This window comes from Pseudomonas cyclaminis (assembly GCF_015163715.1).
GTDB classification, from domain to species: Bacteria; Pseudomonadota; Gammaproteobacteria; order Pseudomonadales; family Pseudomonadaceae; genus Aquipseudomonas; species Aquipseudomonas cyclaminis.
The window spans coordinates 1-26,931 of record NZ_JADDUM010000054.1; the positions used below are offsets into that span (position 1 = coordinate 1).

At 61.7% G+C, this 26,931-nt stretch carries 19 protein-coding genes and 2 pseudogenes; 14 read left to right on the forward strand and 7 right to left on the reverse strand.

All coding sequences use genetic code 11. From position 1 onward, the window contains the following. Positions 1-114 precede the first annotated feature (114 nt). From recC to yfiB, 6 genes and pseudogenes are all read left to right on the forward strand, one after another. Positions 115-3,568: pseudogene (gene recC, locus IQK56_RS08920) on the forward strand (exodeoxyribonuclease V subunit gamma). Beyond that, positions 3,565-7,237: pseudogene (gene recB / locus IQK56_RS08925) on the forward strand (exodeoxyribonuclease V subunit beta). Before recC ends, recB begins: the two co-directional pseudogenes overlap by 4 nt. Then, a complete protein-coding gene (recD, locus tag IQK56_RS08930; RefSeq protein ID WP_193864267.1) occupies positions 7,234-9,339 on the forward strand; it encodes an exodeoxyribonuclease V subunit alpha in 2,106 nt (701 codons plus the stop codon). Before recB ends, recD begins: the two are co-directional and overlap by 4 nt. Before the next feature lie 12 nt (positions 9,340-9,351). Further along, entirely contained in the window at positions 9,352-9,918 is a 567-nt protein-coding gene (yfiR, locus tag IQK56_RS08935; protein WP_150762471.1) for a regulatory sequestration protein YfiR, read from the forward strand. Beyond that, positions 9,915-11,177, forward strand: a complete 1,263-nt coding sequence (gene dgcN / locus IQK56_RS08940; RefSeq protein ID WP_150762470.1) for a diguanylate cyclase DgcN/YfiN — start codon at positions 9,915-9,917, stop codon at positions 11,175-11,177. Before yfiR ends, dgcN begins: the two co-directional genes overlap by 4 nt. 4 nt (positions 11,178-11,181) lie before the next feature. Beyond that, positions 11,182-11,673 (forward strand): outer membrane lipoprotein YfiB, encoded by a 492-nt coding sequence (gene yfiB / locus IQK56_RS08945; protein WP_193864266.1) that lies wholly within the window; start codon positions 11,182-11,184, stop codon positions 11,671-11,673. Between the two features lie 139 nt (positions 11,674-11,812). On the opposite strand, the gene IQK56_RS08950 is transcribed toward yfiB, so the two are convergent. Then, complete coding sequence (locus tag IQK56_RS08950; protein ID WP_193864265.1) at positions 11,813-12,760, reverse strand: LysR family transcriptional regulator; 948 nt, start codon at positions 12,758-12,760, stop codon at positions 11,813-11,815. Between the two features lie 131 nt (positions 12,761-12,891). Between IQK56_RS08950 and IQK56_RS08955 the strand changes: the two genes are divergently transcribed. Both IQK56_RS08955 and mmsB read left to right on the forward strand, forming a co-directional pair. Then, positions 12,892-14,409 (forward strand): CoA-acylating methylmalonate-semialdehyde dehydrogenase, encoded by a 1,518-nt coding sequence (locus IQK56_RS08955; protein WP_193864264.1) that lies wholly within the window; start codon positions 12,892-12,894, stop codon positions 14,407-14,409. A gap of 15 nt (positions 14,410-14,424) precedes the next feature. Then, positions 14,425-15,312, forward strand: a complete 888-nt coding sequence (gene mmsB / locus IQK56_RS08960) for a 3-hydroxyisobutyrate dehydrogenase (RefSeq protein WP_099587228.1) — start codon at positions 14,425-14,427, stop codon at positions 15,310-15,312. A 155-nt stretch (positions 15,313-15,467) separates the two neighbouring features. Here mmsB and IQK56_RS08965 read toward each other — a convergent pair whose 3' ends face one another. After that, positions 15,468-15,812, reverse strand: coding sequence for a cupin domain-containing protein (locus tag IQK56_RS08965; RefSeq protein WP_032885568.1), 345 nt, complete (start codon positions 15,810-15,812; stop codon positions 15,468-15,470). Positions 15,813-16,052: 240 nt separating this feature from the next. Between IQK56_RS08965 and kynB the strand changes: the two genes are divergently transcribed. After that, complete coding sequence (gene kynB, locus IQK56_RS08970) at positions 16,053-16,703, forward strand: arylformamidase (protein ID WP_122307153.1); 651 nt, start codon at positions 16,053-16,055, stop codon at positions 16,701-16,703. Next, the gene (kynA, locus tag IQK56_RS08975; RefSeq protein ID WP_015885870.1) at positions 16,700-17,557 is read left to right on the forward strand and encodes a tryptophan 2,3-dioxygenase; all 858 of its coding nucleotides are present in this window, start codon (positions 16,700-16,702) and stop codon (positions 17,555-17,557) included. Before kynB ends, kynA begins: the two co-directional genes overlap by 4 nt. Before the next feature lie 49 nt (positions 17,558-17,606). Here the strand turns inward: kynA and IQK56_RS08980 are convergent, their stop codons facing one another. From IQK56_RS08980 to antA, 4 genes are all read right to left on the reverse strand, one after another. After that, entirely contained in the window at positions 17,607-19,004 is a 1,398-nt protein-coding gene (locus tag IQK56_RS08980; RefSeq protein WP_150676759.1) for an amino acid permease, read from the reverse strand. A gap of 71 nt (positions 19,005-19,075) precedes the next feature. Then, positions 19,076-20,083, reverse strand: a complete 1,008-nt coding sequence (gene antC, locus IQK56_RS08985; RefSeq protein ID WP_150762528.1) for an anthranilate 1,2-dioxygenase electron transfer component AntC — start codon at positions 20,081-20,083, stop codon at positions 19,076-19,078. A gap of 85 nt (positions 20,084-20,168) precedes the next feature. Next, positions 20,169-20,660 (reverse strand): anthranilate 1,2-dioxygenase small subunit, encoded by a 492-nt coding sequence (gene antB, locus IQK56_RS08990; protein WP_150676768.1) that lies wholly within the window; start codon positions 20,658-20,660, stop codon positions 20,169-20,171. Beyond that, positions 20,660-22,051, reverse strand: coding sequence for an anthranilate 1,2-dioxygenase large subunit (antA, locus tag IQK56_RS08995; RefSeq protein ID WP_122307158.1), 1,392 nt, complete (start codon positions 22,049-22,051; stop codon positions 20,660-20,662). Before antA ends, antB begins: the two co-directional genes overlap by 1 nt. A gap of 315 nt (positions 22,052-22,366) precedes the next feature. Between antA and IQK56_RS09000 the strand changes: the two genes are divergently transcribed. Further along, positions 22,367-23,359 (forward strand): AraC family transcriptional regulator, encoded by a 993-nt coding sequence (locus tag IQK56_RS09000; RefSeq protein WP_150676756.1) that lies wholly within the window; start codon positions 22,367-22,369, stop codon positions 23,357-23,359. 4 nt (positions 23,360-23,363) lie between these two features. On the opposite strand, the gene IQK56_RS09005 is transcribed toward IQK56_RS09000, so the two are convergent. Then, positions 23,364-24,239, reverse strand: a complete 876-nt coding sequence (locus IQK56_RS09005; RefSeq protein ID WP_122307160.1) for a LysR family transcriptional regulator — start codon at positions 24,237-24,239, stop codon at positions 23,364-23,366. Between the two features lie 114 nt (positions 24,240-24,353). On the opposite strand from IQK56_RS09005, the gene IQK56_RS09010 reads away from it, so the two are divergent. The 3 genes from IQK56_RS09010 to catA are packed head-to-tail and all read left to right on the forward strand — an operon-like array spanning position 24,354 to position 26,755. Beyond that, entirely contained in the window at positions 24,354-25,481 is a 1,128-nt protein-coding gene (locus tag IQK56_RS09010) for a muconate cycloisomerase family protein (protein ID WP_150762529.1), read from the forward strand. 12 nt (positions 25,482-25,493) lie between these two features. Further along, positions 25,494-25,784 carry a muconolactone Delta-isomerase gene (gene catC / locus IQK56_RS09015; protein ID WP_122305072.1) on the forward strand — a complete coding sequence of 97 codons (291 nt, stop codon included), beginning with the start codon at positions 25,494-25,496 and terminating at the stop codon, positions 25,782-25,784. A 41-nt stretch (positions 25,785-25,825) separates the two neighbouring features. Further along, positions 25,826-26,755, forward strand: a complete 930-nt coding sequence (gene catA, locus IQK56_RS09020) for a catechol 1,2-dioxygenase (protein WP_193864225.1) — start codon at positions 25,826-25,828, stop codon at positions 26,753-26,755. Positions 26,756-26,931 lie beyond the last annotated feature (176 nt).

Sequence of the window (26,931 nt, forward strand, 5' to 3'; positions counted from 1 at the left end):
CTAACGCAAACAGGGGTTTTGTTTTGGGCGCTCGGAAAAGGCTGAAGCGGTCATCTCGGCCATCTTCAGTGCTAAAGTCCATGCCTCGATTTTGTTTTTCCCAAGGAAGCCGTTATGCCGGATGCGACGTCCCTCAGTGCTGGATTCATGGTGGTTCACGGCAATCGGCTGGACGAACTGCGCAGCCTGGTGGTGAGCTGGATGCGCCGTTATCCTTTGGCGCCCCTGGAAAACGAAATCGCCTTGGTACAAAGCAACGGGATTGCCCAGTGGCTCAAACTGGCCCTGGCTGAAGACCCGGAAGACGACGATATGGGCGGCTGCGGAATCGCCGCCGCCATCGATGTTCAGCTCCCCGGCAGCTTCATGTGGCAGCTCTATCGCATGGTCCTGGGACGTGACGAAATCCCCCCCCAAGTCCCTGCTCGATAAAGCTCCGCTCACCTGGCGCTTGATGCGCCTGCTCCCTGAACTGATCGGTCAGCCGCACTTCGAGCCATTGCAGCGCTTTCTGACTAACGACACAGACCTGCGTAAACGCTACCAGCTAGCGGAACGCCTGGCCGATCTGTTCGACCAATATCAGGTCTACCGTGCCGACTGGCTGGAAGACTGGGCAGCCGGCCGCCACCAATTGCGCAATGGTCGAGGGGAATCCAAGCCGCTCAATCCTGCCAACTGCTGGCAAGCCGAGCTATGGCGCGCGCTGCTCCTGGACGTCGGTGAAGAGGGCATGGCCGAAAGCCGCGCTGGCGTTCACCAGCGTTTCATCGAACGTATCAATACCCTTGAAGAGGCGCCTAAGGGCTTGCCTTCGCGGGTGATTGTCTTCGGGATTTCTTCTTTGCCCGCCCAGGCACTCGAAGCACTGGCCGGCCTGGCCCGTTTCAGCCAAGTCTTGCTGTGCGTGCACAACCCTTGCCGCCACCATTGGTCCGACATCGTCGCTGATAAAGATCTACTGCGTAACGAATACAAACGCCAAGCGCGCAAAGCCGGCATGCCGGTCACCATCGACCCGCAGACCCTGCACCAACACGCCCACCCGTTACTCGCCGCCTGGGGCAAACAAGGCCGCGACTACATCAGCCTGCTGGACAGTTACGACGATCCCAACAGTTACCGCGCTGCCTTCCGTGATGGACGCATCGATCTGTTCAGCGAAAGCGAACCCACCACGCTGCTCAACCAACTCCAGGACGATATCCTCGAACTGCGTCCACTCAATGAAACTCGCGACCTATGGCCCGCAGTCGACCTGGCGCGTGACACCTCAATTCGCTTCCACATCGCCCACAGTGCCCAGCGCGAAGTGGAAATTCTCCACGACCAATTGCTCCAACGTTTCAGCGCCGACTCCACACTTCGCCCAAGGGACATCATCGTCATGGTCCCCGACGTAGACAGCTACGCACCGCATATCCGTGCGGTATTCGGCCAGTTGGAAAGAAACGATCCACGCTTCATCCCCTTCACCCTGACCGACCAAGGCCAACGTGGCCGCGATCCTCTGCTGATCGCCGTCGAACACTTGTTAAAACTCCCCGACAGCCGCTTCCCCGTCAGCGAAGTTCTTGACCTGCTCGACGTCCCGGCCTTGCGCGAACGCTTTGCCATCAAGGAACGCGACCTGCCCACGTTGCACCGCTGGATCGAAGGTGCTGGTATCCGTTGGGGCCTCAACGCCGAACAACGCGCCGGCCTCGGCTTGCCAAGCGAGCTGGAGCAGAACAGCTGGCGTTTCGGTCTTCGCCGTATGCTGCTGGGTTATGCCGTCGGCACCGGCGCTGCCTGCGAAGGTATCGAACCTTACGACGAAATCGGCGGGCTCGATGCGGCCTTGATCGGACCGCTAGTGGCGTTGCTCGACGCGCTCAGCGATGCCCATCAGGCCCTGTCACAACCAGCGGCTCCCCACGAATGGGGCGAACGTCTGCAACGCCTGATGCAACTGTTCTTTCTGCCCAGCAGCGAGCACGACGATTTCCTGTTGGGTCAGCTTGAGCAGCTCAGAGAAACCTGGCTGGAAACCTGCGAGTCAGTTGGCCTACAGGACGAGTTACCGCTCACCGTAGTCCGCGAAGCCTGGCTCGCCGGCCTGGACCAAGGCCGTCTATCCCAGCGTTTCCTCGCCGGTGCTGTCAATTTTTGCACCTTGATGCCGATGCGTGCGATCCCGTTCAAGCTGGTTTGCCTGCTCGGTATGAACGACGGCGATTACCCACGTGCCCAACCCCCGCTGGATTTCGACCTGATGGGCAGCGACTACCGTCCCGGCGATCGTTCGCGCCGCGAAGACGACCGTTATCTGCTCCTCGAAGCCCTCCTGTCGGCCCGCGACCAGCTCTACATCAGTTGGGTCGGCCGCAGCATCCGCGATAACAGCGAGCGCCCGGCCTCCGTCCTGATCGGCCAACTGCGCGACCATATCGCCAGCGGCTGGCATAACGCACGAGCAGAACAACCACTGCTCGAAGCGATGACCCAGGAACACCCACTCCAACCCTTCAGCGCCCGCTACTTCCACGCAGGCGATCCGCTGTTCAGCTACGCCCGCGAATGGCAGTTACTTCATGAGATGCAGGTCGCCACGCCTGAACAAGACGATTTGGCACCACACCATCAGGAAGAACCCCTGAGCCTCGGCCAGTTGCAGGATTTCCTACGCAACCCGGTCAAGCACTTCTTCAGCCAGCGACTGAAAGTGTTCTTCGAAGCCGCCGAAGTACCCCTGGCCGATGAAGAACCGTTCGTCCTTGATGCGCTGCAACGCTACAGCCTGAGCGACAGCCTGTTGAATGCGGCGCTGTCCCAACCCGATCACCTCGACCTGGCCCTCAACGCCCAGGCCTTGCGTCTGCAAGGGAGTGGCTTGCTGCCCATGGTCGGTTTCGGCGAATGCTTGCGCAACGAACTGATCGAGCCCTTGCCCGGCCTGCTGCAACGCTACCAACAGTTGCTGGCCCTCTGGCCCACCCCGCACTCCGGCGCTGAGCCGATCAGTTTTGAGCATCAAGGTATTGCGCTCGAAGGCTGGATCAGCGGCCTGCATCGACGCAGTGATGGTGGATTGCTGAGTGTCACCACCATCCCCAATAGCATCGGGTCGACCAAGACACGCAAGTGGCATCGACTGATCCGTCCTTGGGTCAACCATGTCGTGGCGTGTGCCTGTGGCCTGCCGCTGAGCACCGGTTTGGTGGCCAGTGACGACACGTTGCTACTGGCGCCGCTGGATAAACCCGCCGCCCAGGAAATCCTCCGCAACCTGCTGCTGGCCTGGCACAGCGCAATGAGAAAACCGCTGCCGGTCGCCGTCAAAACCGCCTTCGCCTGGCTCAGCCAAACCGACCCGGCCAAAGCCCATGCCGCAGCGAGCAAAGCCTATGAAGGCGACGGCCTGACCACCGACGGCGAACGCCGCGAAACCCCGGCGCTCACCCGGCAATTCCCTGATTACGCTGCCTTGATTGCCAGCGAAGAATTCGAAGGCTGGTGCGAAACCCTGTATCGACCCCTGATCAACGCCCCATGGCGATCACTCACAGGCGAGGAGGCCGGCGCATGAGCAGCAAACCCTTGGCCCTGGCCTTCCCGCTGCGTGGCAGCCAACTCATCGAAGCCAGCGCCGGCACCGGCAAGACCTTCACTATTTCCGCCCTGTACCTGCGCCTGGTGCTGGGTCATGGTGGTCAGGAATCCGGGTTCGGTCGCGAGTTGCTGCCACCGCAAATCCTCGTCGTCACCTTTACCGATGCCGCCACCAAAGAACTGCGCGAGCGTATCCGCATTCGGCTGGCCGAAGCCGCACGCTTCTTCCGCGATGAGATTGAACAACCTGACGCGTTGATCGCCGACCTGCGCGCGCAATACCTGCCCGAACAATGGTCCGCCTGCGCCAACCGCCTGGACATCGCCGCTCAGTGGATGGACGAAGCGGCGGTTTCCACGATCCACAGTTGGTGCCAGCGCATGCTGCGCGAACACGCATTCGACAGCGGCAGCCTGTTCACCCAAACCCTGGAAACCGACCACAGCGACCTGCTTGGCGAAGTGCTGCGCGACTACTGGCGGCTGTTTTGTTACCCGATGCATGACGATGCGCTCAACTGGGTGCGCAACAACTGGGGCGGACCCGCCGCCCTGATGCCTCGGGTGCGCGCACTGTTTGGCAGCGAACGGCCTGCTGATGAAACCCGTGAGCCAGCGGAACTGATCAACGCCTGTCTGCAAGAGCGCCGAGAAGCCCTGATACAACTCAAGGCACCGTGGCAGCATTGGGCAGCAGAGCTGCGCGATATCTGCCTGCAAGCCGTGGCCGCCAAAACCGTCGACGCCGCAAGATGCAGCGCGTTACTTTGAGCCCTGGTTCGAAAAAATCAGTGCCTGGGCTGCCGATGAAACCCTTGAGCAACTGGACATCGGCACCGGCTTCACCCGCCTGACCCCCGACGGTATGGCCGAAGCCTGGAAGGGCGACCCGCCGCAGCACCCCGGTATCGAGGCCATGGCCGGCCTCAAAGCCGCTCTCGACGCCCTGCCAACCCCCGACGCCGCCGTGTTGCAACACGCCGCCGGCTGGGTGGGCAAACGCTTCGAAGAAGAAAAACGCCGTCGCGCCGAAATGGGTTTCGACGACATGCTGATCCGCCTCAACGCTGCCCTGCAAGCAGAGGGCGGCGAGCGTCTGGCCAACGTGATCCGCGAGCAATTCCCGGTGGCCCTGATCGACGAATTCCAGGACACGGACCCGGTGCAATACAGCATCTTCGACAGCATTTACCGCATCGAAGAAAATCATCTCGACAGTGGCCTGTTCCTGATCGGCGACCCCAAGCAAGCGATCTACGCGTTCCGTGGCGCCGACATCTACACCTACCTGCGCGCCCGCCAGTCCACCACTGGGCGTCACCACACCCTGGGCACCAACTTCCGTTCCAGCCATGCGATGGTCGAGGCGGTGAACCATGTGTTCCAGCGCGCAGAAACGGGCCGGGGCGCGTTCCTGTTCCGCGAACCGACAGGCGAAAACCCGGTGCCGTTCCACCCGGTGCTATCCCAAGGCCGTAAGGAAAAGCTGCAGGTCGATGGTCAAACATTGCCAGCGATGAACCTCTGGCACCTGCCCACCGACCAGCCTGTTTCCAATGCTGTGTACCGTCAGCAATTGGCCGCCGCGTGTGCCACGCAGATCGTCGAATTGCTCAACGGTGGCCAGCAGGGTACGGCCGGTTTCTTACAACCGGACGACCGCTTCGACGGCGTACTGCCGTCAGACATTGCCATTCTGTTGCGCGACGGCAAGGAAGCCCAAGCCGTGCGCGCCGAGCTGGCCGCCCGCGGTGTGCGCAGCGTGTACCTGTCCGATAAGGATTCAGTGTTCGCCGCCCAGGAGGCCCACGACCTGCTGGCCTGGCTCAAGGCCTGCGCCGAGCCGGACGTTGAGCGCCCACTGCGCGCCGCTCTGGCATGCGTCACCCTGAACCTGTCACTGCCGGAACTGGAGCGTCTGAACCAGGACGAGCTGGCGTGGGAAGCCCGCGTGATGCAGTTCCGTGGCTACCGTATGATCTGGCGCACCCAAGGCGTGCTGCCGATGCTGCGCCGTCTGCTGCACGACTTCAAACTGCCGCAAGCCCTGATCGCCCGCAGCGACGGCGAACGGGTGCTGACCAACCTGCTGCACCTCAGCGAACTGCTGCAACAGGCCGCGTCCGAGTTGGACGGCGAACAGGCACTGATCCGCCACTTGGCCGAACAGCTCGCGTTATCGGGCCAGGCCGGCGAAGAGCAGATCCTGCGCCTGGAAAGCGATGAGCAACTGGTCAAGGTCGTGACCATCCACAAGTCCAAGGGCCTGGAGTACGACCTGGTCTTCCTGCCCTTCATCTGCTCGGCCAAGCCGGTGGACGGCAGTCGCCTGCCGCTGCATTACCATGACGAACACGGCAAGTCCCATGTCAGCCTGCGCCCTACGCCTGAGTTGATCGCCCAGGCTGATGACGAGCGTCTGGCCGAAGACCTGCGTTTGTTCTACGTGGCCCTGACCCGCGCCAAACACGCCTGCTGGCTTGGCGTTGGCGACCTCAAGCGCGGTAACAGCAGCAGCTCGGTATTGCACCTGTCGGCGCTGGGCTACCTGCTCGGCGCCGGTGCTGCATTGGGTGAGTCAGCCGGCCTGGCGCGCTGGCTGCTGGACCTGCAGGAAGGCTGCCCGGCCATCCACTATGCACACGTGCCCGAGTCCCAGGACATCGTGTTCCACCCGCCGCGCAACCAAGCGACCTTGCTCGCGCCGCTGCTGCCCAAACGCAAGGCTGCCGAAAACTGGTGGATCGCCTCCTACAGCGCCTTGCGTATTGGTGAAAGCATGAGTGTTGCCAGCCTCGAAGCGCCCGAAAGCCCACAAGCGCAAAAGCTGTTTGATGACGAACGCCTCGACCCTGACGCGCCGCGTGAAGTAGCGGCGTCCGGCGGCGATATTCACCGTTTCCCACGCGGTCCTAACCCTGGGACCTTTCTTCACGGCCTGCTGGAATGGGCGGGTGAAGAAAGCTTCAATGTGACGCCGGACGCCATCGAAAACGCCGTCGGCGCGCGCTGCAATCGCCGCAACTGGGAAGGCTGGATCATCACCCTCAGCGATTGGCTGGGGCACTTGCTGCAAACGCCGCTGCCGGTGGATAACGACCACGTCACCCTGAGCAGCCTGCAGCAGTACCAGATCGAAATGGAGTTCTGGTTCGCCAGCCATAAAGTCGACGTGCTCGCCCTCGACAAACTGGTGTGCCAGCACACCCATAACGGCGTCTCCCGCGTGGCTGCCGAACCGGTGCTGCTCAACGGCATGTTCAAAGGCTTTATCGACCTGACCTTCGAACACGACGGCCGCTACTACGTGGCTGACTACAAATCCAACTGGCTCGGCCCTGACGATTTGGCCTACACGCAAGCGGCCATGGAACAGTCGATCCTTGAGCATCGATACGACCTGCAATATGTCCTTTACCTACTGGCCCTGCATCGCCAACTCAAGGCGCGTCTGCCGGACTACGACTACGACCGCCACGTCGGCGGCGCGCTGTATGTATTCCTGCGCGGCACCCAAGCCGTCAGCCGAGGCGCGTTTTTCACGCGGCCGCCGCGTGAGCTGATCGAAGGCCTGGACCTGTTGTTCCAGGGCAAGCCCATCCCGCCCAAGGTTGAGCCCGCCTGGGAACAAGGAGTGTTGTTATGAGCCTGTCGCCCTTACCGCTGGAGGCGCTGGAGCCTCTGAACCGCGCCGCTGACCTGCTCCACTTGCTGGACCGTTGGGTTGATCGCGGCTGGCTGCGGGCGTTGGACAAAGCCTTTGTCGGCTTCCTGCACGAACTCGACCCACACGCCGACCCGCTGGTGTTGTTGGCGGCCGCCCTGACCAGCCACCAACTGGGCCACGGCCATGTGTGTCTGGACCTGTTTGAAACCCTCAAGGCGCCGGACTTTGCCTTGTCCCTGCCGCCCGAAGGCGACCTGCAAACCGGCGCCATGCTGCTACCGTCGCAGTTGCTCGACGGCCTCGATGGCGCCCACTGGTGCCATGCGCTGGCCGCCAGCCCGTTGGTCGCCCTGGCGTTGGATGGCAGCGAGTCGGCGCACAGTCGTCCCTTGGTGCTGTCGGGCAAACGCCTGTACCTGCGCCGTTACTGGACCTACGAACGGCGCATCGACACCGCCCTGCGCCTGCGCCTGGCGACCCAGGAAACCGTCGCGGCCGACTTGCCCCAACGCTTGAACGGCCTGTTTGACCAGCCGGCGCCCGATGGCGTGATTGACTGGCAAAAACTTGCCTGCGCCCTGGCCACGCGCGGTGCTTTCAGCATCGTCACCGGCGGCCCCGGCACCGGCAAGACCACCACCGTGGTGCGCCTGCTCGCCCTGTTACAAGCACCCGCAGTGGAAACCGGCAGCCCGTTGCGTATCCGCTTGGCCGCGCCCACCGGTAAAGCTGCCGCACGTTTGACCGAATCCATCAGCCAGCAAGTGCTGTCGCTGAAAGTGCCGGAAAACGTGAAGGAAAAGATCCCGACCCAGGTCACCACTGTTCACCGCTTGCTGGGCAGTCGCCCCGGCACCCGACACTTCCGTCATCACCTTGGCAATCCGTTGCCCCTGGATGTGCTGGTGGTGGACGAAGCCTCGATGATCGACCTGGAAATGATGGCCAACCTGCTCGACGCGTTACCGCCCCATGCGCGCCTGGTGCTGCTGGGCGACAAAGACCAACTCGCCTCGGTGGAGGCCGGCGCCGTACTCGGTGATTTGTGCCGCGACGCCGAAGCCGGCTGGTACAGCCCCCAGACTCGCCAATGGCTGCAAGCCGTCAGCGGTGAAGACCTCGACGCCAGCGGCCTGCAAGAAGACCTCGACGGCAGCCATCCCCTGGCTCAGCAAGTGGTAATGCTGCGTTACTCGCGGCGTTTCGGCGAAGGCAGCGGCATCGGCCAACTGGCACGCTGGGTCAATCAGCAAAACGCCGAAGAGGCCCGCAAGCTGCTGGCCGCTCGCAGTCACAGCGACCTGTTCTGTGTCAGCCTCAAAGGTGAGCACGACCATGCCCTGGAACGCCTGGTGCTGGACGGGCAGGGCGATGGCGCTGAGGGTTATCGCTATTACCTCAACCTGCTGCACAGCGCACGTCCCGCCCTCGACACCCCACGCGACAACCTCGCCTGGACCCACTGGGCGCAACAACTGCTGCAAGCCTTCGATGCGTTCCAACTGCTCTGCGCCGTACGCAAAGGCCCTTGGGGCGTGGAAGGACTGAACCTGCGCATCACCGCAGCCTTGCGCAAAGTGCGGCTGATCGAGGGTGACGAACAATGGTACGAAGGCCGCCCGGTGCTGATGACGCGCAACGATTACGGCCTGGGGCTGATGAACGGCGACATCGGCATCGCCCTGAAGCTGCCCGAAAGTGACGGCGGCGACCCGGTGTTGCGTGTCGCTTTCCCACGTAACGACGGGCAAGGCGGCGTGCGATTTGTACTGCCCAGCCGTTTGAATGATGTGGAAACCGTGTACGCCATGACCGTGCACAAATCCCAAGGCTCGGAATTCACCCACACCGCGTTGATCCTGCCGGACGCCTTGAACCCGGTGTTGACCAAGGAACTGATCTACACCGGCATCACCCGCGCCAAGCGCTGGTTCAGCCTGATCGAACCCCGTGGCGGAGTGTTTGAAGAGGCCGTGCGACGCAAGGTCAAACGCTTGAGTGGGTTGATGCTGGAGTTGGGCCAGGAGTCAGAAATTTCTGAGGCTGTGCTATCGTTGCGGCATCACTCCGAAAACACCTGAGAGTATCGCTGCATGAACGTGGCCGTCTCGCCCACAGAGCGAAGTTTGAGCTGGAGACGCCTGCTGCTTGTGGCGGTTTTGTGGCTGCTGGCGCCCCGCGTATTTGCCGAGGCCCCAGGCCCGGCTGACCAACGCGCCCAGGCCGTCACCCAAGTGGTCCTCGGCATCCTCAGCTATGCCCGCTGGCCCGTGGAGCCTGCGCAGTTGCGCTTGTGCATCGTCGGCCCGACCCAATACACCGACGACCTGATCAAAGGCACCACCCAAGCCACCGGCCGTCCGGTGGTGGTGCGGCGACTGTTGGCCGACCATCCCGACATCGTCAGCGCCTGCGACGCCGTGTACATCGGCAAACTCAGCACGGATGAACGCAGCCGCCTGTTTGCCTCGCTGATCGGTCACCCGGTGCTCAGCATCAGCGAAGGCGGCGACCAGTGCACCGTCGGCAGCCTGTTCTGCCTGCGGGTGGGCGATGAGCAAGTGTCGTTCGAGGTCAACCTCGACTCGGTGGCGCGCAGCGGCGTGCGTATCCACCCCAGTGTGCTGCAACTGTCCCGTCGCCGGGCGCCGGCCTCATGACAGCCGTGATTGTGCGCCCCACCCTGCGCTCGGTCATTGGCCGAGGGCACCTGATCCTGGCGCTGGTTGCCGTGACCCTGGCCAGCGTGTCTCTGACCCTGCTCGGCGTGTTGGCGCTGCGGGTCTACGCCGAACACAACCTGCATCTGATCGCACGTTCCATCAATTACACCGTCGAAGCGGCGGTAGTGTTCAACGACCGCGCCGCGGCCACCGAGGCCCTTAGCCTGATTGCTTCTACGGAAGAAGTGGCCCAGGCCGATGTGTTCGATGCCAGCGGCAGGCTGCTGGCACATTGGGAACGCCCGGAAACCGGCATGCTCTCGCGGGTTGAACTGGCGCTGGCGCATACCCTGCTTGAACAGCCCATCAGCCAGCCGATCCTGCACCAGGGCCGCACCATCGGCAGCATCCACTTGACCGGCCACGGTGGCAGTTTGCTGCGTTTCCTGCTCAGCGGGCTGGCGGGCATCCTGATCTGTACCGTCCTCAGCGCCTGGGTTGCCCTGCACCTGGCGCGCCGCCTGCTGAAGGGCATCACCGGGCCGTTGCAAAGCCTCGCGGCCGTGGCCCACGCTGCGCGCAGCGAACGCGACTTCGACCGTCGCGTGCCGCCGGCGCGGATCGCCGAACTCGACAGCCTGGGCAGCGACTTCAATGCCTTGCTCGGCGAGATGGAAGCCTGGCAAAGCCATCTGCAAAGCGAAAACGAAACCCTCGCCCACCAGGCCAACCACGACAGCCTCACCGGCCTGCCCAACCGGGCGTTCTTCGAAGGCCGGCTGATCCGCGCACTGCGCAGCGCCGCCAAGGTCAACGAGCGCGTCGCCGTGTTGTTCCTCGACAGTGACCGCTTCAAAGACATCAACGACAACTTCGGCCATGCCGCTGGCGATGCCGTGCTGGTGGCCGTCGCCGACCGCGTGCGTGCGCAACTGCGTGACGATGACCTGGTGGCGCGCCTGGGCGGTGATGAGTTCGCCATCCTGCTGGCGCCGTTGCACAAAGTGGAGGATGCCCAGCGCATCGCCGACAAGATCATCGCCAGCATGGACCTGCCGATTGCCGTGCCGGGCAATACCCAGGTGTTGACCTCCCTCAGCATTGGCATCGCCATTTATCCCGATCATGGTGTCACCCCCGGCACCTTGCTCAATGCCGCTGACGCGGCGATGTACCAGGCCAAACGGTTTTCTCAGGGCGGCCAGCAAACGGCAGAGTCGGAGCACTCTACCGTCAACACTCAACACAGGAGTTGATCCCTTGTTCTCGACCGCGCGCGTTTTATTCATCTCATTGCTGGTGGCTTTCCTTGCCCTCGGCGGTTGCCAGACAGCCCCACCCAAAGGCCTGACCCCGGCGCAGATCGCGGTCCTTAAACAGCAAGGTTTTGAACTCACCGACGAAGGCTGGGCATTCGGCCTGTCGGGCAAAGTACTGTTCGGCAGCGATGTCGAAACCCTCAACCAGCCCAGCACCGACATCGTCCAACGCATCGGCAAAGCCCTGCTGGGCGTGGGCATCGAACGCGTCCGCGTCGACGGCCACACCGATGCCTCGGGCAAGGAAATCTATAACCAACAACTCTCCTTGCGCCGCGCCAAAAGCGTCGCCACGGTGCTGCAAGGCGTGGGCATGAAAGAAGAAAACATCCAACTGCGCGGGTTGGGCAGCGCCGAACCCGTGGCGTCCAACGCCACGGCGGCGGGGCGCACGGAGAATCGTCGGGTGTCGATTGTAGTGATCGCGGATTGAGTCGCCTCACCCCTCTCAACTTGAAGTGCAATCAAAGTGTGGGAGGGGGCTTGCTCCCTCCCACATTTAACTGAGGGCGTCATCGCCTGGCTCGAGTTATCCACCACCGCCTTGCTCATCTCACGTCGTTGCTGGCCTTTTAATCCGCAAACCTGATCTCCCGCGTCTCCCCCATCAACAACCCCTGATTCTGCTCCGTCACTTCCCGGATGTAATCCCACAACAACGTAATCCGCTTCAGCTTGCGCAAGTCCTCCCGGCAATACATCCAGAACTGCCGCGTAATCGCAATCTGCTCCCCCAAAACCGGCAACAACCGTGGATCCTGCGCCGCCAAAAAGCACGGCAGGATCGCCATCGACCGGCCTTGCTGCGCCGCGACGTACTGCGCTATCACGCTGGTACTGCGCAAGCTCGCGCTGGCGCCGGGCACTACGTTCGCGAGGTACAACAGCTCCGAGCTGAACGCCAGGTCATCCACATAACTGATAAACGGATGCTCGACCAAATCCGAAGGTTTGCGGATGGGCGGGTGTTGGTCGAGGTAGTCCTGGGTCGCGTACAGCTGCAATTTGTAGTCGCACAGTTTGCAGCACACATACGGCCCATGTTCCGGGCGTTCCAGGGCGATGACGATGTCGGCTTCGCGCTTGGACAGGCTGATGAAGTGAGGCAGGGGCAGGATGTCGACCGAGATGGCCGGGTAGGTGTCGACGAAGTGGCTCAACTGCGGGGTCACGAAGAAGCTGCCAAAGCCTTCGGTGCAGCCCATGCGCACGTGACCGGACAGCGCCACGCCGGAACCGGAGACTTGCTCGCAGGCCATGTGCAAGGTGCTTTCGATGGACTCGGCGTAACCCAATAGGCGCTGGCCTTCGGGGGTGAGGACAAAGCCGTTGGTCCGGGATTTTTCGAACAGCAACGTGCCGAGGGACACTTCCAATGAACTGATGCGCCGCGACACGGTGGTGTAGTCCACCGCCAGGCGTTTGGCAGCGACGCTGGCCTTGCGGGTGCGGGCCACTTCGAGGAAAAACTTCAGGTCGTCCCAGTTCAGGGAGCCCAACGATGTGATGTTTTTTTGCATATTGGACCGGCTTTTATGTGCGTTCTTATTAGAGATTTGCACATCTATACTCCAAAAACAGTCCGAACGCCTCATTCTTCAAGGCGATTCACGCGCCTTGTCTCTACATAAATATAAGAGTTGGAGACCACATGAACGCATCTGCCGATATTTCCGTTAAACAGGTCAAGTTGCTGATCAACGGCGAGTGGGTCGAGTCCAGGACCACCCAATGGCAAAACATCGTCAACCCGGCCACCCAAGAGGTGCTGGCCAAAGTCCCGTTTGCCACGGCCGATGAAGTCAACGCCGCCATCGACGCCGCCCATCGCGCCTTCCAGACCTGGAAGCTGACGCCGATCGGCGCGCGCATGCGCATCATGCTCAAGCTGCAAGCCCTGATCCGTGAGCATTCCAAGCGCATCGCCGTAGTCCTCAGCGCCGAGCAGGGTAAGACCATTGCCGACGCCGAGGGTGATATTTTCCGTGGCCTGGAAGTGGTCGAGCACGCGTGCTCCATCGGTACTTTGCAGATGGGCGAATTCGCTGAAAACGTCGCGGGCGGTGTGGACACCTACACCCTGCGCCAACCCATCGGCGTATGCGCCGGTATTACCCCCTTCAACTTCCCGGCGATGATCCCACTGTGGATGTTCCCGATGGCCATCGCCTGCGGTAACACCTTCGTACTCAAGCCTTCCGAGCAAGACCCGCTGTCGACCCTGCTGCTGGTAGAGCTGGCGCTGGAAGCCGGTGTGCCGCCAGGCGTGCTCAACGTGGTGCACGGCGGCAAGGATGTAGTGGATGCGCTGTGCACCCATAAAGACATCAAGGCCGTGTCCTTCGTGGGTTCCACCGCCGTCGGCACGCATGTCTACGACTTGGCCGGCAAGCATGGCAAACGCGTGCAATCGATGATGGGCGCCAAGAACCACGCCGTTGTGCTTCCGGATGCCAACCGTGAACACACCCTCAACGCCCTGGTCGGTGCCGGTTTCGGCGCAGCGGGCCAGCGTTGCATGGCCACCTCGGTGGTGGTGCTGGTGGGCGCGGCCAAGCAGTGGCTGCCGGATCTCAAGGCGCTGGCGCTGAAACTCAAGGTCAATGCCGGCAGCGAAGCCGGGACTGACGTGGGCCCGGTGATTTCCAAACGTGCCAAGGCCCGCATCCTGGAGTTGATCGAAAGCGGCGTGAAAGAAGGCGCCAAGCTGGAGCTGGACGGCCGTGACATCCAGGTGCCGGGCTTCGAGCACGGCAACTTTGTCGGCCCGACCCTGTTCTCCGGTGTGACCACCGATATGCAGATCTACACCCAGGAAATCTTCGGCCCGGTGCTGGTGGTGCTGGAAGTCGACACCCTCGACCAGGCCATCGCGCTGGTTAACGCCAACCCGTTCGGCAACGGCACTGGCCTGTTCACCCAAAGCGGTGCAGCGGCGCGTAAGTTCCAGAGTGAAATCGATGTAGGCCAAGTCGGCATCAACATCCCGATCCCGGTGCCGGTGCCGTTCTTCAGCTTCACCGGCTCCCGTGGCTCCAAGCTTGGCGACCTCGGTCCGTATGGCAAGCAAGTGGTGCAGTTCTACACCCAGACCAAAACCGTCACCAGCCGCTGGTTCGATGACGACACAGTCAACGATGGCGTGAACACCACCATCAACCTGCGCTGATTCCGGGAGACGACCATGAAGATTGCATTTATCGGCCTGGGCAACATGGGCGCGCCCATGGCCCGCAACCTGATCAAGGCTGGCCACGCGCTGAATCTGTTTGACCTGAACCAGACGGTACTCAAGGAACTCGCCGAGCTGGGCGGCAGCATCAGCGACTCGCCGCGTGATGCGGCCCAAGGCGCTGAACTGGTCATCACAATGCTACCCGCCGCCGCCCATGTGCGCAGCGTGTGGCTGAATGAAGACGGTGTATTGGCCGGGATCGGCAACGGCGTACCTGCCGTGGATTGCAGCACCATCGACCCGCAAACCGCCCGCGACGTGGCGGCAGCGGCGGCCAGGCAAGGCGTGGTGATGGCAGACGCGCCGGTTTCCGGTGGCACTGGCGGTGCGCAAGCCGGCACCCTGACGTTCATGGTCGGCGCCACCCCGGAACTGTTCGCCACCCTGCAACCGGTGCTGGCGCAGATGGGCCGCAACATCGTGCACTGTGGCGCTGTGGGCACCGGGCAAATCGCCAAGATCTGCAACAACCTGCTGCTGGGCATCAGCATGGTCGGCGTCAGCGAAGCCATGGCGCTGGGCGATGCGCTGGGCATCGACACCCAAGTGCTGGCCGGGATCATCAACAGCTCCACCGGGCGCTGCTGGAGTTCGGACACCTACAACCCATGGCCGGGCGTGATCGAAACCGCGCCGTCATCCCGGGGTTATACCGGCGGGTTTGGTGCCGACCTGATGCTCAAGGATTTGGGATTGGCCACCGAAGCGGCGCGCCAGGCGAAACAACCCGTGATCCTGGGCGCCGTGGCCCAGCAGTTGTACCAATCGATGAGCCAGCGTGGGGAAGGGGGCAAGGACTTCTCGGCGATCATCAACAGCTATCGCAAGCCCAAATAAGGCTTACCTGTAGTGAGCGGGCTTGTCCCGCGCTGGGTGGCGAAGCCGCCCCAACAAAAACGCCGCATTCTGTCTGAAGAAATGCGGCGTTTTGTTTTATTTTGGGGCGGCTTCACCACCCAGCGCGGGACAAGCCCGCTCACTACAAGAAGCAATCAGGCGAAGACGAAATACTTACGCACTGTCTCAACCACTTCCCACGTCCCCTTCATCCCTGGCTCCACTACGAAGATATCCCCAGCCCGCAAATGGATCGGCTCCATCCCTTCAGGGGTGATGATGCAGTAGCCTTCCTGGAAGTGGCAGTATTCCCATTTCACGTAGTCCACGTACCACTTGCCCGGGGTGCAGATCCAGGTGCCCATGATCTTGCTGCCGTCTTCGCTGGTGTAGGCGTTGAGGTTGACGGTGTGCGGGTCGCCTTCGAGTTTCTCCCATTTGCAGGCATCCAGGACCGGCAGGGGATGGGTGTCGCGCAGTACGGTGATGGGCGTGGACATGATGGCTCCGAGGCAGGGAATGGAAAGATGCACCCTAAGGCCTTGAGCGTTGTGCCAGTGGTCTGAACTCGACATCGGGATGCCCAGAAGCGCAGGCCGGTGGATTTGACATATCCATTCACGAATTAGCCATTTCCTCGCAGTAAGTGCGAAAGATTTCCCGCCTCGCGCCAGAATTCGCAAGAAAATTCACAGCTGGCCCTCGTATCATTCACTCCAGTAACCGCCGAGAGCCTTCAAATGAACCCAATAAAAACGTGGTGGGACATCAGCCCACCCTTGAGTACGGCGACCCCGACCTGGCCGGGTGATACGCCGTTCCAGGAAGAGCGCGTCTGGCAGTTTGGCCCGGAGTGCCCGGTGAACGTGGGGCGCGTTACCTTGTCGCCGCACACCGGCGCGCACGTGGATGCGCCGCTGCACTACAGCGCAGACGGCGCGCCGATCGGCGAGGTGTCGTTGGATGTGTACATGGGCCCCTGCCGGGTGCTGCATTGCCTCGGCAGTGGCGCGCTGGTGCAACCGCATCAACTGGAAGGCCGTGTGGATAACCTGCCGGAGCGGGTGTTGTTGCGCACTTATCCACAAGCGCCACTGACGCAGTGGGACCCGGACTTCACCGCCATTGCGCCGCAGACCATTGAGCTGCTCGCCAGCCTGGGCGTGCGCCTGATCGGTATCGACACGCCCTCGCTGGACCCGCAACAGTCCAAGACCATGGATTCCCATAACGCCGTGGCCCGGCATGGTATGGCGATTCTCGAAGGCATCGTGCTCGATGACGTCCCCGAGGGCGACTATGAACTGATCGCCCTGCCGCTACGCTTTGCCAACCTGGACGCCAGCCCGGTCCGCGCCATTCTGCGCCCGCTCAAGGAGCCCACGCGATGAGCCAATGTCCGTTTTCTGCTGATTACCAACCGCCGGAAGAATGGCATAACGCCGAACTGAATTTTTCCGAGTCCATGAGCTATGGCGACTACCTGGACCTGGGCAAAGTCCTCAGCGCCCAGCACCCGCTGTCGCCAGACCACAACGAAATGCTCTTCATCATCCAGCACCAGACCTCTGAGCTGTGGATGAAACTGATGCTCCACGAACTCAAGGCCGCCCGCGAACATGTGCGCCTGGGTGAGTTGCCGCCGGCGTTCAAGATGCTGGCGCGGGTGTCGCGGATCTTTGACCAACTGGTTCACGCGTGGGCCGTGCTGGCGACCATGACCCCGTCGGAATACAAGGCGATCCGCCCGTTCCTGGGGCAATCGTCAGGGTTCCAGTCGTTCCAGTACCGTGAGATCGAATTTATCCTCGGCAATAAAAGCGCGGCGCTGTTGCGGCCTCACGCCCATCGGCCGGAGCTGTTGAACGAGTTGAAAGTGGCGATTGCCACGCCGTCGCTGTATGACGAAGCGATCAACCTGATGATCAAGGCGGGCCTGGCGATTGATCCGAAACGTGCCGAGCGTGACCCGACCGCAGCGACCGTGCACGACGAGTCGGTGGAGGCGGCGTGGCGCGAGGTGTATCGCGATCCGAACCGGTATTGGGACTTGTACCAGTTGGCCGAGAAGTTTATCGACCTGGAGGATTCGTTCCGCCAGTGGCGCTTCCGGCATGTGACCACGGTGGAGCGGATTATCGGCTTCCAGCCGGGTACTGGCGGCACCGAAGGCGTGGGCTATTTGCGCAAGATGCTCGACACCGTGCTGTTCCCAGAACTGTGGCGAGTACGGTCAACCCTGTAAACAAAAAGCCCCGGAATTCCGGGGCTTTTTATTGGCTATCAGTCAGTAATCAGGCGACTGCCATCTTGGCCTTTCTGACCCGCAACCGGTAGGCAACATAGATAATCCCCACCCACACCGGCATCGCATACACCGACTCGCGAATCCCCGGGATCGCCAGCATCACGCTGATGATCATCAGCATGAACGCCAGGCACAGGTAGTTGCTGAACGGGAACCAGAAGGTCTTGAACGACGGCGTCACGCCTTGCTCGCCCATGGCCTTGCGGAACTTGATGTGGGTGATGCTGATCAGCGCCCAGTTGATCATCAGCGACGCAACCACCAGCGCAAACAGCAACTCCAGGGCGCTTTGCGGCGCCACGTAGTTGACCACCACGCACAGCATCGTCACCAATGCGGAAATCGCCAGGGCCCGCAGTGGCACGCCTTGCTTGTTGAGCTTCATCAGCGCCTTGGGCGCATCACCTTGCTCGGCCAGGCCGAACAACATGCGGCTGTTGCAGTACACACCGCTGTTGTACACCGACAGCGCCGCAGTCAGCACCACGAAGTTGAGGATGTGCGCAGCGGTGTCGTTACCGATCAGCGAGAAGATCTGCACAAACGGGCTGCCGCTGTACGCGTCGCCCGACGCGCCGAGGGTTTGCAGCAGTTGGTCCCATGGGTACAGCGACAGCAGTACGGTCAGGGCGCCGACGTAGAAAATCAGGATCCGGTAGACCACCTGGTTGATCGCTTTGGGGATCACCTTGCGCGGTTCGCTGGCTTCGGCGGCGGTGATGCCTACCAGCTCCAGGCCACCGAACGAGAACATGATGAACGCCATCGACATCAACAGCCCCATGCCGCCATTCGGGAAGAACCCGCCGTGGCTCCACAGGTTGCTGACGGACGCTTGCGGGCCGCCGGTGCCGCTGAACAGCAGGTAGCAGCCGAGCACGATCATGCCGACAATCGCCACCACCTTGATGATCGCGAACCAGAACTCGGTTTCACCGAAGAACTTCACGTTCAGGGTGTTGATCAGGTTCACCGCGACAAAGAACACCAGCGCGCTGACCCAGGTCGGGATCTCCGGCCACCAGAACTGGATGTACTTGCCCACGGCCGTCAGTTCGGCCATGCCCACCAGCACGTAGAGCACCCAGTAGTTCCAGCCGGCCAGGAAGCCCGCGTAGCCGCCCCAGTATTTGTGTGCGAAGTGGCTGAAGGAGCCAGCCACCGGCTCTTCGACGATCATTTCGCCGAGCTGGCGCATGATCAGGAAGGCAATGAAACCTGCAATCGCGTAGCCCAGGATCATCGACGGACCCGCCGACTTGAGCACCCCGGCCGAGCCGAGGAACAACCCCGTGCCAATCGCCCCTCCCAAGGCGATCAGCTGAATGTGCCGGTTCTTCAGGCCACGCTTGAGGCCTACCGGGTTAACCATGTCATCCGCCATTAACATTCCCTTCTACTTGTTTTCTTGGGGTTGATTGCACGCCGCACACGCCCCTCAGAAGTGCTGAGGAGTCAGATATTACTCTGCGTAAACTTTTCGTAATACAGCTGAACGCCATCAAGTGCCTGATCCGTCAGCCATTGTTGGATGGATTCGACCATCGGAGGGGGGCCGCACACATACATATCCGCCGATCTGTCCCGCAATTCGGCCAGGTCGAAATGTTGGGTGAGGTAGCCGCGCTTGCCGGGCCAGTCGGGCGAGGCGTCGCTGAGGACTTCGGTGTAGCGAAAACCCGGCAGTTTCGCTGCGTAGGCCGCGATGCGTGCGGCTTCGCACAAGTCTTCGGCGCCGCGCACGCCATAGTAGAGATGCACCGGCTGCTCGCAGCCCGTGGCGGCCAGTTGATCGAGCATGCCCAGCAGCGCCGACAACCCGGTGCCGCCGGCGACCAACACGAGCGCTTGAGTAACGTGCCGCAGGTAGAACGCACCCAGCGGTGCCTCCATCAGCAGTTCATCGCCGACTTGGCAGCGCTCGCGCAGATAGTTGCTCATCACCCCATCGGGCAGCAGGCGGATCAGGAACTGCAACTGATTGCCCGCCAGGTTGGCAAACGAGTAGGAGCGCCAACTGTCCGTGCCGGGCACCGCGAGGCGTGCATATTGGCCGGGCAGAAACTCCAGCGGCGCGTCCAATTGCACTTTAAGAATCGCTGTACTGGCCGACACCTGCTGCACTTTGCTGACCGTCCCGCGCACCTGCACCGGCCCCGGCGCATTGCACAGGCTTGAGTCAAAGTCGAAGTAAAAAGTGGCGTCGGACTTCACCCGCGTCTGGCAACTGAGCATCTTGCGCTGTTGCAGGTCGAGACTCGAAAGCGCTTCGTCGTCCACATAATCCTGGGTGTAATCGCCGGATTCGCAGCGACCCTGGCAGGTGCCGCACACCCCTTCGCGGCAATCCAAGGGGATCTTGATGCCGTTGCGCAGCGCTGCATCCAGCAGGATTTCATTCGCACCCACCGGGAAAAACAGGGTCTTGCCGTCGGCAAAACTGAAGGCCACTTTGTGATTCATGTGTAGTTCCCCACCTATTTATGACGTACGCACGGGCTGTGGTGGTGAGCGGGGCAAGCCCGCTCACCACCACAGCGAGGGCGCTTTAGAGGTGATAGAAATCCAGCACCGAGTTGATGGTGTCGTTGAGCAGCAGCGCGTGCTTTCGGGTGATCAACCAACTGTCGCCATCAGGCTTGAGGGTGTAAGTGGCGTGGCCGTAAAACTGCTCCGACGTGGCCAGGCGATAGAACAGCGTGTGCCAGTTCAGTTTCACCTCCAGCGTGCCATCCGCCTGCTCGGCGATGCGCACGTTGTTGATCAGGTGCAACGTGCGCGGCATCGGCGTGGCCGACGCCGCCTTGCCGGTGCGCAGGCGGAATACGCGGTCTTCCAGGCCCGAACGGTTGGCGTAATAGATCAGCGACATCTCGCGCTTGGGATCGCGGGTGTAGACGTGTTCCGAGTCCCACTGCGGCAGGTGGAATTCACTCTGCGGGTCGAACAGCTGTACATAGGCGTCCCAGTCCTGCGCATCGCACAGCTCGGACTTGCGGTAGAAGAACTGCTCGATCTGGTACTGCAATTGCGCATTCATCATTCCACCTCCCGCAATTTCAGCGCTTGGTTATCGAGGCCCTTGAGCAGGAACTGCTGCCAGTTGCGATGCTGGTTCACGTAGAGGCCTTCGTGGGTGAATTCGGTGCCGGTCATCGCCGGTTGGATGCCGATGGCTTCGCTGTTCGGTGTGGGCCCGGTTTCCCAGCGATGGCTGCCACGGGAGATATCGCTCCAGCGCTCCAGGCGCCCCTGGAAACCGCGCTGGGCTTCACGAAACTCCACCAAATCGTCTGGCGTGCCCATCCCCGATACGTTGAAGAAGTCCTCGAACTGGCGGATGCGGTTTTCGCGGTCGGCGTCGGACTCGTTTTTCACCCCCAGGCACTGGCTGATGATCTCGGTCTTGTTCCACGCCACCGGGCGGATGATGCGCAGCTGCGAGCTGATCTGGTCGAGGAAGAACAGGCTCGGGTAGATATTCAGGTTGCGCAGGCGGTGCATCATCCATTCGGCTTTTTGCTGGCCGTGCTCCTCCACCAGGCGCGGCATGATGGTGCTGTAGCCGGAACGTACGGAGGGGTTGGGCATGTCGCTGAACAACAGGCTGTGGCCATTGTTGAAGGCGAACCAGCCGTCATCGGTGTTCGCATCGCCGGCCCCGAGTTTGCTGTAGTCCAGTGTGGTGCCGGAGCCGGTGCCGTTCTCGGTATTGACCTGTTGGCGATGCTGCACGGTGGCCACGTAGTTGTAGTGCACGGTGCTCACGTGATAACCGTCCAGGCCGTTTTCGTTCTGCAGCTTCCAGTTGCCGTCGTAGGTGTAGGCGGATTTGCCCGGCAGCACTTCCAGTTCACCGGTGGCGGACTGCGCGACCATCATGTCGAAGAACACTTTGGCGTCGCCGAGGAAGTCTTCCAGGCTGTTGGTGCCGTTCACATCAAGGCTGATGAACACAAAGCCCTTGTAGCTTTCGATGCGCGCCTTTTTCAGGCCGCGGGTGGCTTTGTCGAAACCCTCCGGGTATTCCCCCGGCGCCTTGACCTTTACCAGCCGGCCATCGCTTTTGTAGCACCAGGCGTGAAACGGGCAGGTAAAGGTCGATTGGTTGCCCTTGCCGACGCGGGTGAGGGTGGTGCCGCGATGCTGGCAGGCGTTGATCAGCGCATTGAGCTGGCCTTCGCCGTCGCGGGTGATGATCATCGGCTGGCGCCCGGCGCGCAGGGTGACGAAGTCGTGGTTATTCGCCAGTTCGCTTTCGTGACAGGCGTAGATCCAGTTCTTTTCGAAGATCAGTTCCATCTCCAGGTCGAACAGTTCTGGCTCGGTGAACATGTCCCGGGCGATACGGAACACCTCGTCTGCCGGACGAAAATCCAGGCAGCTTTCGATAAAGCTTTTCCACTGCTCGACGCTTCTTGCACCACTCATGGGAGGCACCTTTTTGATAGGGGCTAGTCGGTGGTTTATTAGAGGCAGCGCGGCAGGGCGCGGGCTATCCGCTTAATGGGGGAAGATGGGCCGCAAAGTTGGGCGCGCAGTACCCAACACGGTGCGGCGGGGTAACGTCATGCGCTACTGTCAGAGGGCGCAAGGGACGTGAAATGCGGTGACTTATCCATATAGTCGGCCGTTGCTATCCACTCAGTGGCGATACCACCGGCGTGGCGCAGAATTTGCTGTTCAACAACGATAACGACGCGCCGCCAGAGCGCGCAAACGCCTAACCGCCGTGGGTGCACCCTGATGAGCAGCCAGACACGCGATATCCATATCCAACGCTTCGACCTTGAAGGCGCCCGCAGCTGGATGTCCGGCATCTGCGGGCCGCACCGCCTGGCGACGACGACCCCCGAGCGCCTGCGTTTCCACCACAGCGCCAATGTGTTCAAGTCCCGCGCCACGACGTTGGGTGTGATCGAGTACGGCACCGACGTGACCATCGACATCGAGGATGCCGAGCACTTCAGCAGCTACAGCCTCAGCCTGCCGCTGGTGGGTGAGCAGGAGTTGAGCAAGAACGGTGAGCGCCTGAGTTCCAACCGCGATCAAGGTGTGATCATCTCGCCCAACGAGCACCAGGTGCTGGCGATTTCCGGCGACTGCCGCAAGCTGCAAGTGGTGATTACGCGGGCGGCGATGGGTGAATCCCTGGAAGGTTTGCTGCAGCGGCCCATCGACGCGCCGCTGCGCTTTGAATCCGTGATGGACGCGGTGGACGGCGCCCCGGCGTCGTGGTGGCGCATGGCGCGCTACTTTATCGCCGAGTTGGAGCGCAGCAGCGAGCTGTACGAACAGGCCGCGTTTACCCGCGACCTGGAAAGCTCGCTGATCAAGGGTTTGATCCTGGCCCAGCCGAATAACTACTCCGAGGAACTGCGTGACGTACTCGGTGTGAAGCTGCCGCATTATTTGATCCGCGCGCGCCAGTACATTCACGACAACGCCCGCGAAGCGGTGCACCTGGAAGATTTGGAAGCCGCCGCGGGCGTGTCGCGCTTCAAGCTGTTCGACGCGTTCCGCAAGTACTTTGCCTTGTCGCCGATGGCCTACCTGAAGAAGTACCGACTGGGTGCGGTGCGCCAGGAAATTCTTGAACATGGCTCTATCCGCACCATCTCCGAGATCGCCCTGGGGTGGGGCTTTACCCACTTGGGACGGTTTTCGGCGGAGTACCGCAAGTTGTTTGATGAGTCGCCGAGCCAGACGTTGCAGCGCAATCGCCTGCGCAGTCTCTGACCCTTCAGATCAGCTCTTCAACCAACTGCAAACAATGCCTCAGCCCCGGCGACTGATCATTCACCCTTCGGCTGAGAATAATCGGCGAGGTCGCGGTGGTTTCCACAATCGGCGTGTAACCGATGTCCGCCCGATGCAGCACCTGCACCGAGGCGGGCACCAGCGTCACGCCCATGCCCGCGCCGACCAGGCCGATCGCGGTCTGCAGCTCGTTGGTCCACTGCGCCACCTTGAGGCTCAAACCGTGGGTATCGAACAAGGCGATCACATGGTCGGCATAACTGGGGCGCGGGTTGCCGGGGTACAGCACAAAGGGCTCGGCGGCCAGTTGGGCGAGAGTAGCGGGTGCGGTGAGCAGCGGATGCCCGGCAGGCAGCACCGCCACCAGCCGATCCTCCACCAGTACGCGCTGCTCAATGGCCGGATCGTCGATGCGGATACGCCCGAACCCCACATCGATGCGGCCGGCCTTGAGCGCTTCAACCTGCTGCAAGGTGGTCATCTCCGACAGGCCCAATTCCAGCTCCAGCGCCTCATGGCTGCGCAGGCGCCGGATCAGCTCGGGCAACACGCCATACAAGGTCGAGGGCGCAAAACCGATGCCCAGCCAGGTCTTTTCACCCTGGCCGATGCGCCGGGTGCTGTCGCAGACCTTGTTCAACTGTTCCAGCAACACATTGGCATGCTCATAGAAAAACCGCCCGGCCTCGGTCAGCCGCAGCGGCCGGCCGCGTTCCAGCAGAATGACGCCCAGCTCATCCTCCAATTGCTGGATCTGCCGGCTCAACGGCGGCTGTGCGATGTGCAGGCGTTCGGCGGCGCGGGTGAAGTTGAGGGTATCGCCCAGCACCTGGAAGTAGCGCAGATGACGCAGTTCCATGACGGCTCCTTTCATACCTTAAGAGTATTGTTCGAGACTAATTCTATATTGGCCCCTTGGAAAGAGCGGGCACAGAATCAGCGCAAACCTATAAAGAACCCAACGGGTATTGCCATGCCGATTTGCGCCATCGAGTCGATCGAGACCATCATCGTCGACCTCCCCACCATCCGCCCGCACAAACTGGCAATGCACACGATGCAAAACCAGACCCTGGTGATCATCCGCGTGCGTTGCGCCGACGGCATTGAAGGCATCGGAGAGTCCACCACCATCGGCGGCCTGAGCTACGGCAACGAAAGCCCCGACAGCATCAAGATCAACATCGACCGCCACTTTGCGCCGCTGTTGATCGGCCAGGACGCCAGCAACATCAACGCCGCCATGTTGCGCCTGGAGCGCAGTGTTCGCGGCAATACCTTTGCCAAATCCGGTATTGAAAGTGCGTTGCTCGATGCGCTGGGCAAGCGCCTGAACCTGCCGGTGAGCGAGCTGCTCGGCGGTCGCGTGCGTGATGCGCTGCCGGTGGCCTGGACCTTGGCCAGTGGCAACACCGAGCAGGACATTGTCGAGGCTGAAAAGATGCTCGACCTGCGCCGCCACCGTATCTTCAAACTGAAGATTGGCGCAGGCGAAGTAGGCCGCGACCTGGCCCATGTGATCGCAATCAAACAGGCTTTGGGCGAGCGCGCCAGTGTGCGCGTCGACGTCAATCAGGCCTGGGATGAAGCCGTCGCCCTGCGTGCCTGCAAGGTACTCGGCGACAACGGAATCGACCTGATCGAACAACCGATTTCGCGCAACAACCGTGGCGGTATGGCACGGCTGAATCTGTCGAGCCCGGCGCCGATCATGGCCGATGAGTCCATCGAGTGTGTCGAGGATGCCTTCAACCTGGCCCGTGAAGGCGCGGCGTCGGTATTCGCCCTCAAGATCGCCAAGAACGGCGGCCCACGCGCCGTGTTGCGCACGGCGGCGATTGCCGAAGCGGCGGGCATCGGCTTGTACGGCGGCACCATGCTGGAAGGCGGCATCGGCACCCTGGCCTCGGCCCATGCGTTCCTGACCCTCAACAAACTGGCGTGGGACACCGAACTGTTCGGCCCGCTGCTGCTCACCGAAGACATCCTCACCGAACCGCCGGTGTACCGCGATTTCCAGCTGCATGTCTCCCACGCGCCGGGCCTGGGCCTGGCCATCGATGAAGAGCGCCTGGCGTTCTTCCGCCGTGATAAACACTAAGAGGCGCCTGCCATGTTGTTCCACGTAAAAATGACCGTGAACCTGCCCGTCGACATGAACCCCGAGCGCGCCGCCAGCCTCAAGGCTGATGAAAAAGCCCTGGCTCAGCGCCTGCAGCAGGAGGGTAAATGGCGCCACCTGTGGCGCATCGCGGGGCTCTACGCCAACTACAGCGTGTTCGACGTCGACAGCGTGCAAGAACTGCACGACCTGCTGATGCAACTGCCGCTTTATCCCTACATGGCCATCGAAGTGAACGCCCTGTGCCGACACCCTTCGTCGATCCATGAGGACGACCGTTGAGCCTGCTCTACACCCAATAATTACAAGATGAGGATTGCACCATGTCCACCCGACTGTCCCAGACTGCCCACGCCCAACGGTTTCTCGAAGAAGCCAGCGGCAACCTCAATGACGGCGGTAACCCGCGCACCAAAGCGCTGATCTACCGGATTTTGCGCGACACCGTGAATATCATCGAAGACCTGGACGTGACCCCGGAAGAGTTCTGGAAGGCGGTCAACTACCTCAACGAGCTGGGCAAGCATCAGGAAGCCGGGTTGCTCGCCGCCGGGCTGGGCCTGGAGCACTACCTGGACCTGTTGATGGACGCCGCCGACGAAGAAGCCGGCAAATCCGGCGGCACCCCGCGCACCATCGAAGGCCCGCTGTATGTGGCCGGTGCGCCGCTGTCCAAGTACGAAGCGCGCCTGGATGACGGGACGGACGCGGCGGTGCCGCTGTTTATGCGCGGGCAGGTGCGTGACACCGACGGCAAGCCGTTGGCCGGGGCGATTGTAGATGTGTGGCAGGCCAACACCGGGGGCACTTACTCGTGGTTTGATCCCGCTCAATCGGAGTTCAACCTGCGCCGCCGCATCGAGACCGACGCCCAGGGTAACTACCGTTTTCGCAGCATCGTGCCGTCCGGCTACGGCTGCCCACCGACCGGGCCGACCCAGCAACTGCTCGATCAGCTCGGGCGGCATGGGCAGCGGCCGGCGCATATCCACTTCTTTATCTCGGCGCCGGGCCATCGGCACCTGACCACCCAGATCAACCTGTCGGACGACCCCTACCTGCACGATGACTTTGCCTACGCGACGCGGGATGAATTGATTGCTGAAATTCGCTTCAGTGACGATCAGCAACTGGCGCGGGAGTTTGGCGTGCAAGGGCGGTTTGCGCAGATTGACTTTGACTTTGAATTGCAGACTGCTGACGTGCCGTTAGAGCAGAAACGCATGCAGCGGGTTCGCGCCCTGGAGGATTGATCAACACGGTCAAAAATGTGGGAGGGGCTTGCCCCCGATGGCGGTGGTTCAGTTGGAGCATCTTTGACTGACACATCGCTATCGGGGGCAAGCCCTAATGCCGGCTCAGTTAAGAAGTCGCAAGGGTAAAAAGTAACCTGTGGTGAGCGGGCTTGCCCCGCTGCTGGGCTGCGCAG

Excerpts from the sequence above, each read along its gene's own strand:
- IQK56_RS09000 (WP_150676756.1), top strand. The coding sequence starts at position 22,367 with ATGAGCAGCCAGACACGCGATATCCATATCCAACGCTTCGACCTTGAA.
- IQK56_RS09005 (WP_122307160.1), bottom strand. The coding sequence starts at position 24,239 with ATGGAACTGCGTCATCTGCGCTACTTCCAGGTGCTGGGCGATACCCTC.
- catA (WP_193864225.1), top strand. The coding sequence starts at position 25,826 with ATGTCCACCCGACTGTCCCAGACTGCCCACGCCCAACGGTTTCTCGAA.
- IQK56_RS08965 (WP_032885568.1), bottom strand. The coding sequence starts at position 15,812 with ATGTCCACGCCCATCACCGTACTGCGCGACACCCATCCCCTGCCGGTC.
- IQK56_RS09010 (WP_150762529.1), top strand. The coding sequence starts at position 24,354 with ATGCCGATTTGCGCCATCGAGTCGATCGAGACCATCATCGTCGACCTC.
- recD (WP_193864267.1), top strand. The coding sequence starts at position 7,234 with ATGAGCCTGTCGCCCTTACCGCTGGAGGCGCTGGAGCCTCTGAACCGC.
- IQK56_RS08950 (WP_193864265.1), bottom strand. The coding sequence starts at position 12,760 with ATGCAAAAAAACATCACATCGTTGGGCTCCCTGAACTGGGACGACCTG.
- antC (WP_150762528.1), bottom strand. The coding sequence starts at position 20,083 with ATGAATCACAAAGTGGCCTTCAGTTTTGCCGACGGCAAGACCCTGTTT.
- IQK56_RS08955 (WP_193864264.1), top strand. The coding sequence starts at position 12,892 with ATGAACGCATCTGCCGATATTTCCGTTAAACAGGTCAAGTTGCTGATC.
- antB (WP_150676768.1), bottom strand. The coding sequence starts at position 20,660 with ATGAATGCGCAATTGCAGTACCAGATCGAGCAGTTCTTCTACCGCAAG.
- kynB (WP_122307153.1), top strand. The coding sequence starts at position 16,053 with ATGAACCCAATAAAAACGTGGTGGGACATCAGCCCACCCTTGAGTACG.
- yfiR (WP_150762471.1), top strand. The coding sequence starts at position 9,352 with ATGAACGTGGCCGTCTCGCCCACAGAGCGAAGTTTGAGCTGGAGACGC.
- dgcN (WP_150762470.1), top strand. The coding sequence starts at position 9,915 with ATGACAGCCGTGATTGTGCGCCCCACCCTGCGCTCGGTCATTGGCCGA.
- catC (WP_122305072.1), top strand. The coding sequence starts at position 25,494 with ATGTTGTTCCACGTAAAAATGACCGTGAACCTGCCCGTCGACATGAAC.
- antA (WP_122307158.1), bottom strand. The coding sequence starts at position 22,051 with ATGAGTGGTGCAAGAAGCGTCGAGCAGTGGAAAAGCTTTATCGAAAGC.
- mmsB (WP_099587228.1), top strand. The coding sequence starts at position 14,425 with ATGAAGATTGCATTTATCGGCCTGGGCAACATGGGCGCGCCCATGGCC.
- kynA (WP_015885870.1), top strand. The coding sequence starts at position 16,700 with ATGAGCCAATGTCCGTTTTCTGCTGATTACCAACCGCCGGAAGAATGG.
- IQK56_RS08980 (WP_150676759.1), bottom strand. The coding sequence starts at position 19,004 with ATGGCGGATGACATGGTTAACCCGGTAGGCCTCAAGCGTGGCCTGAAG.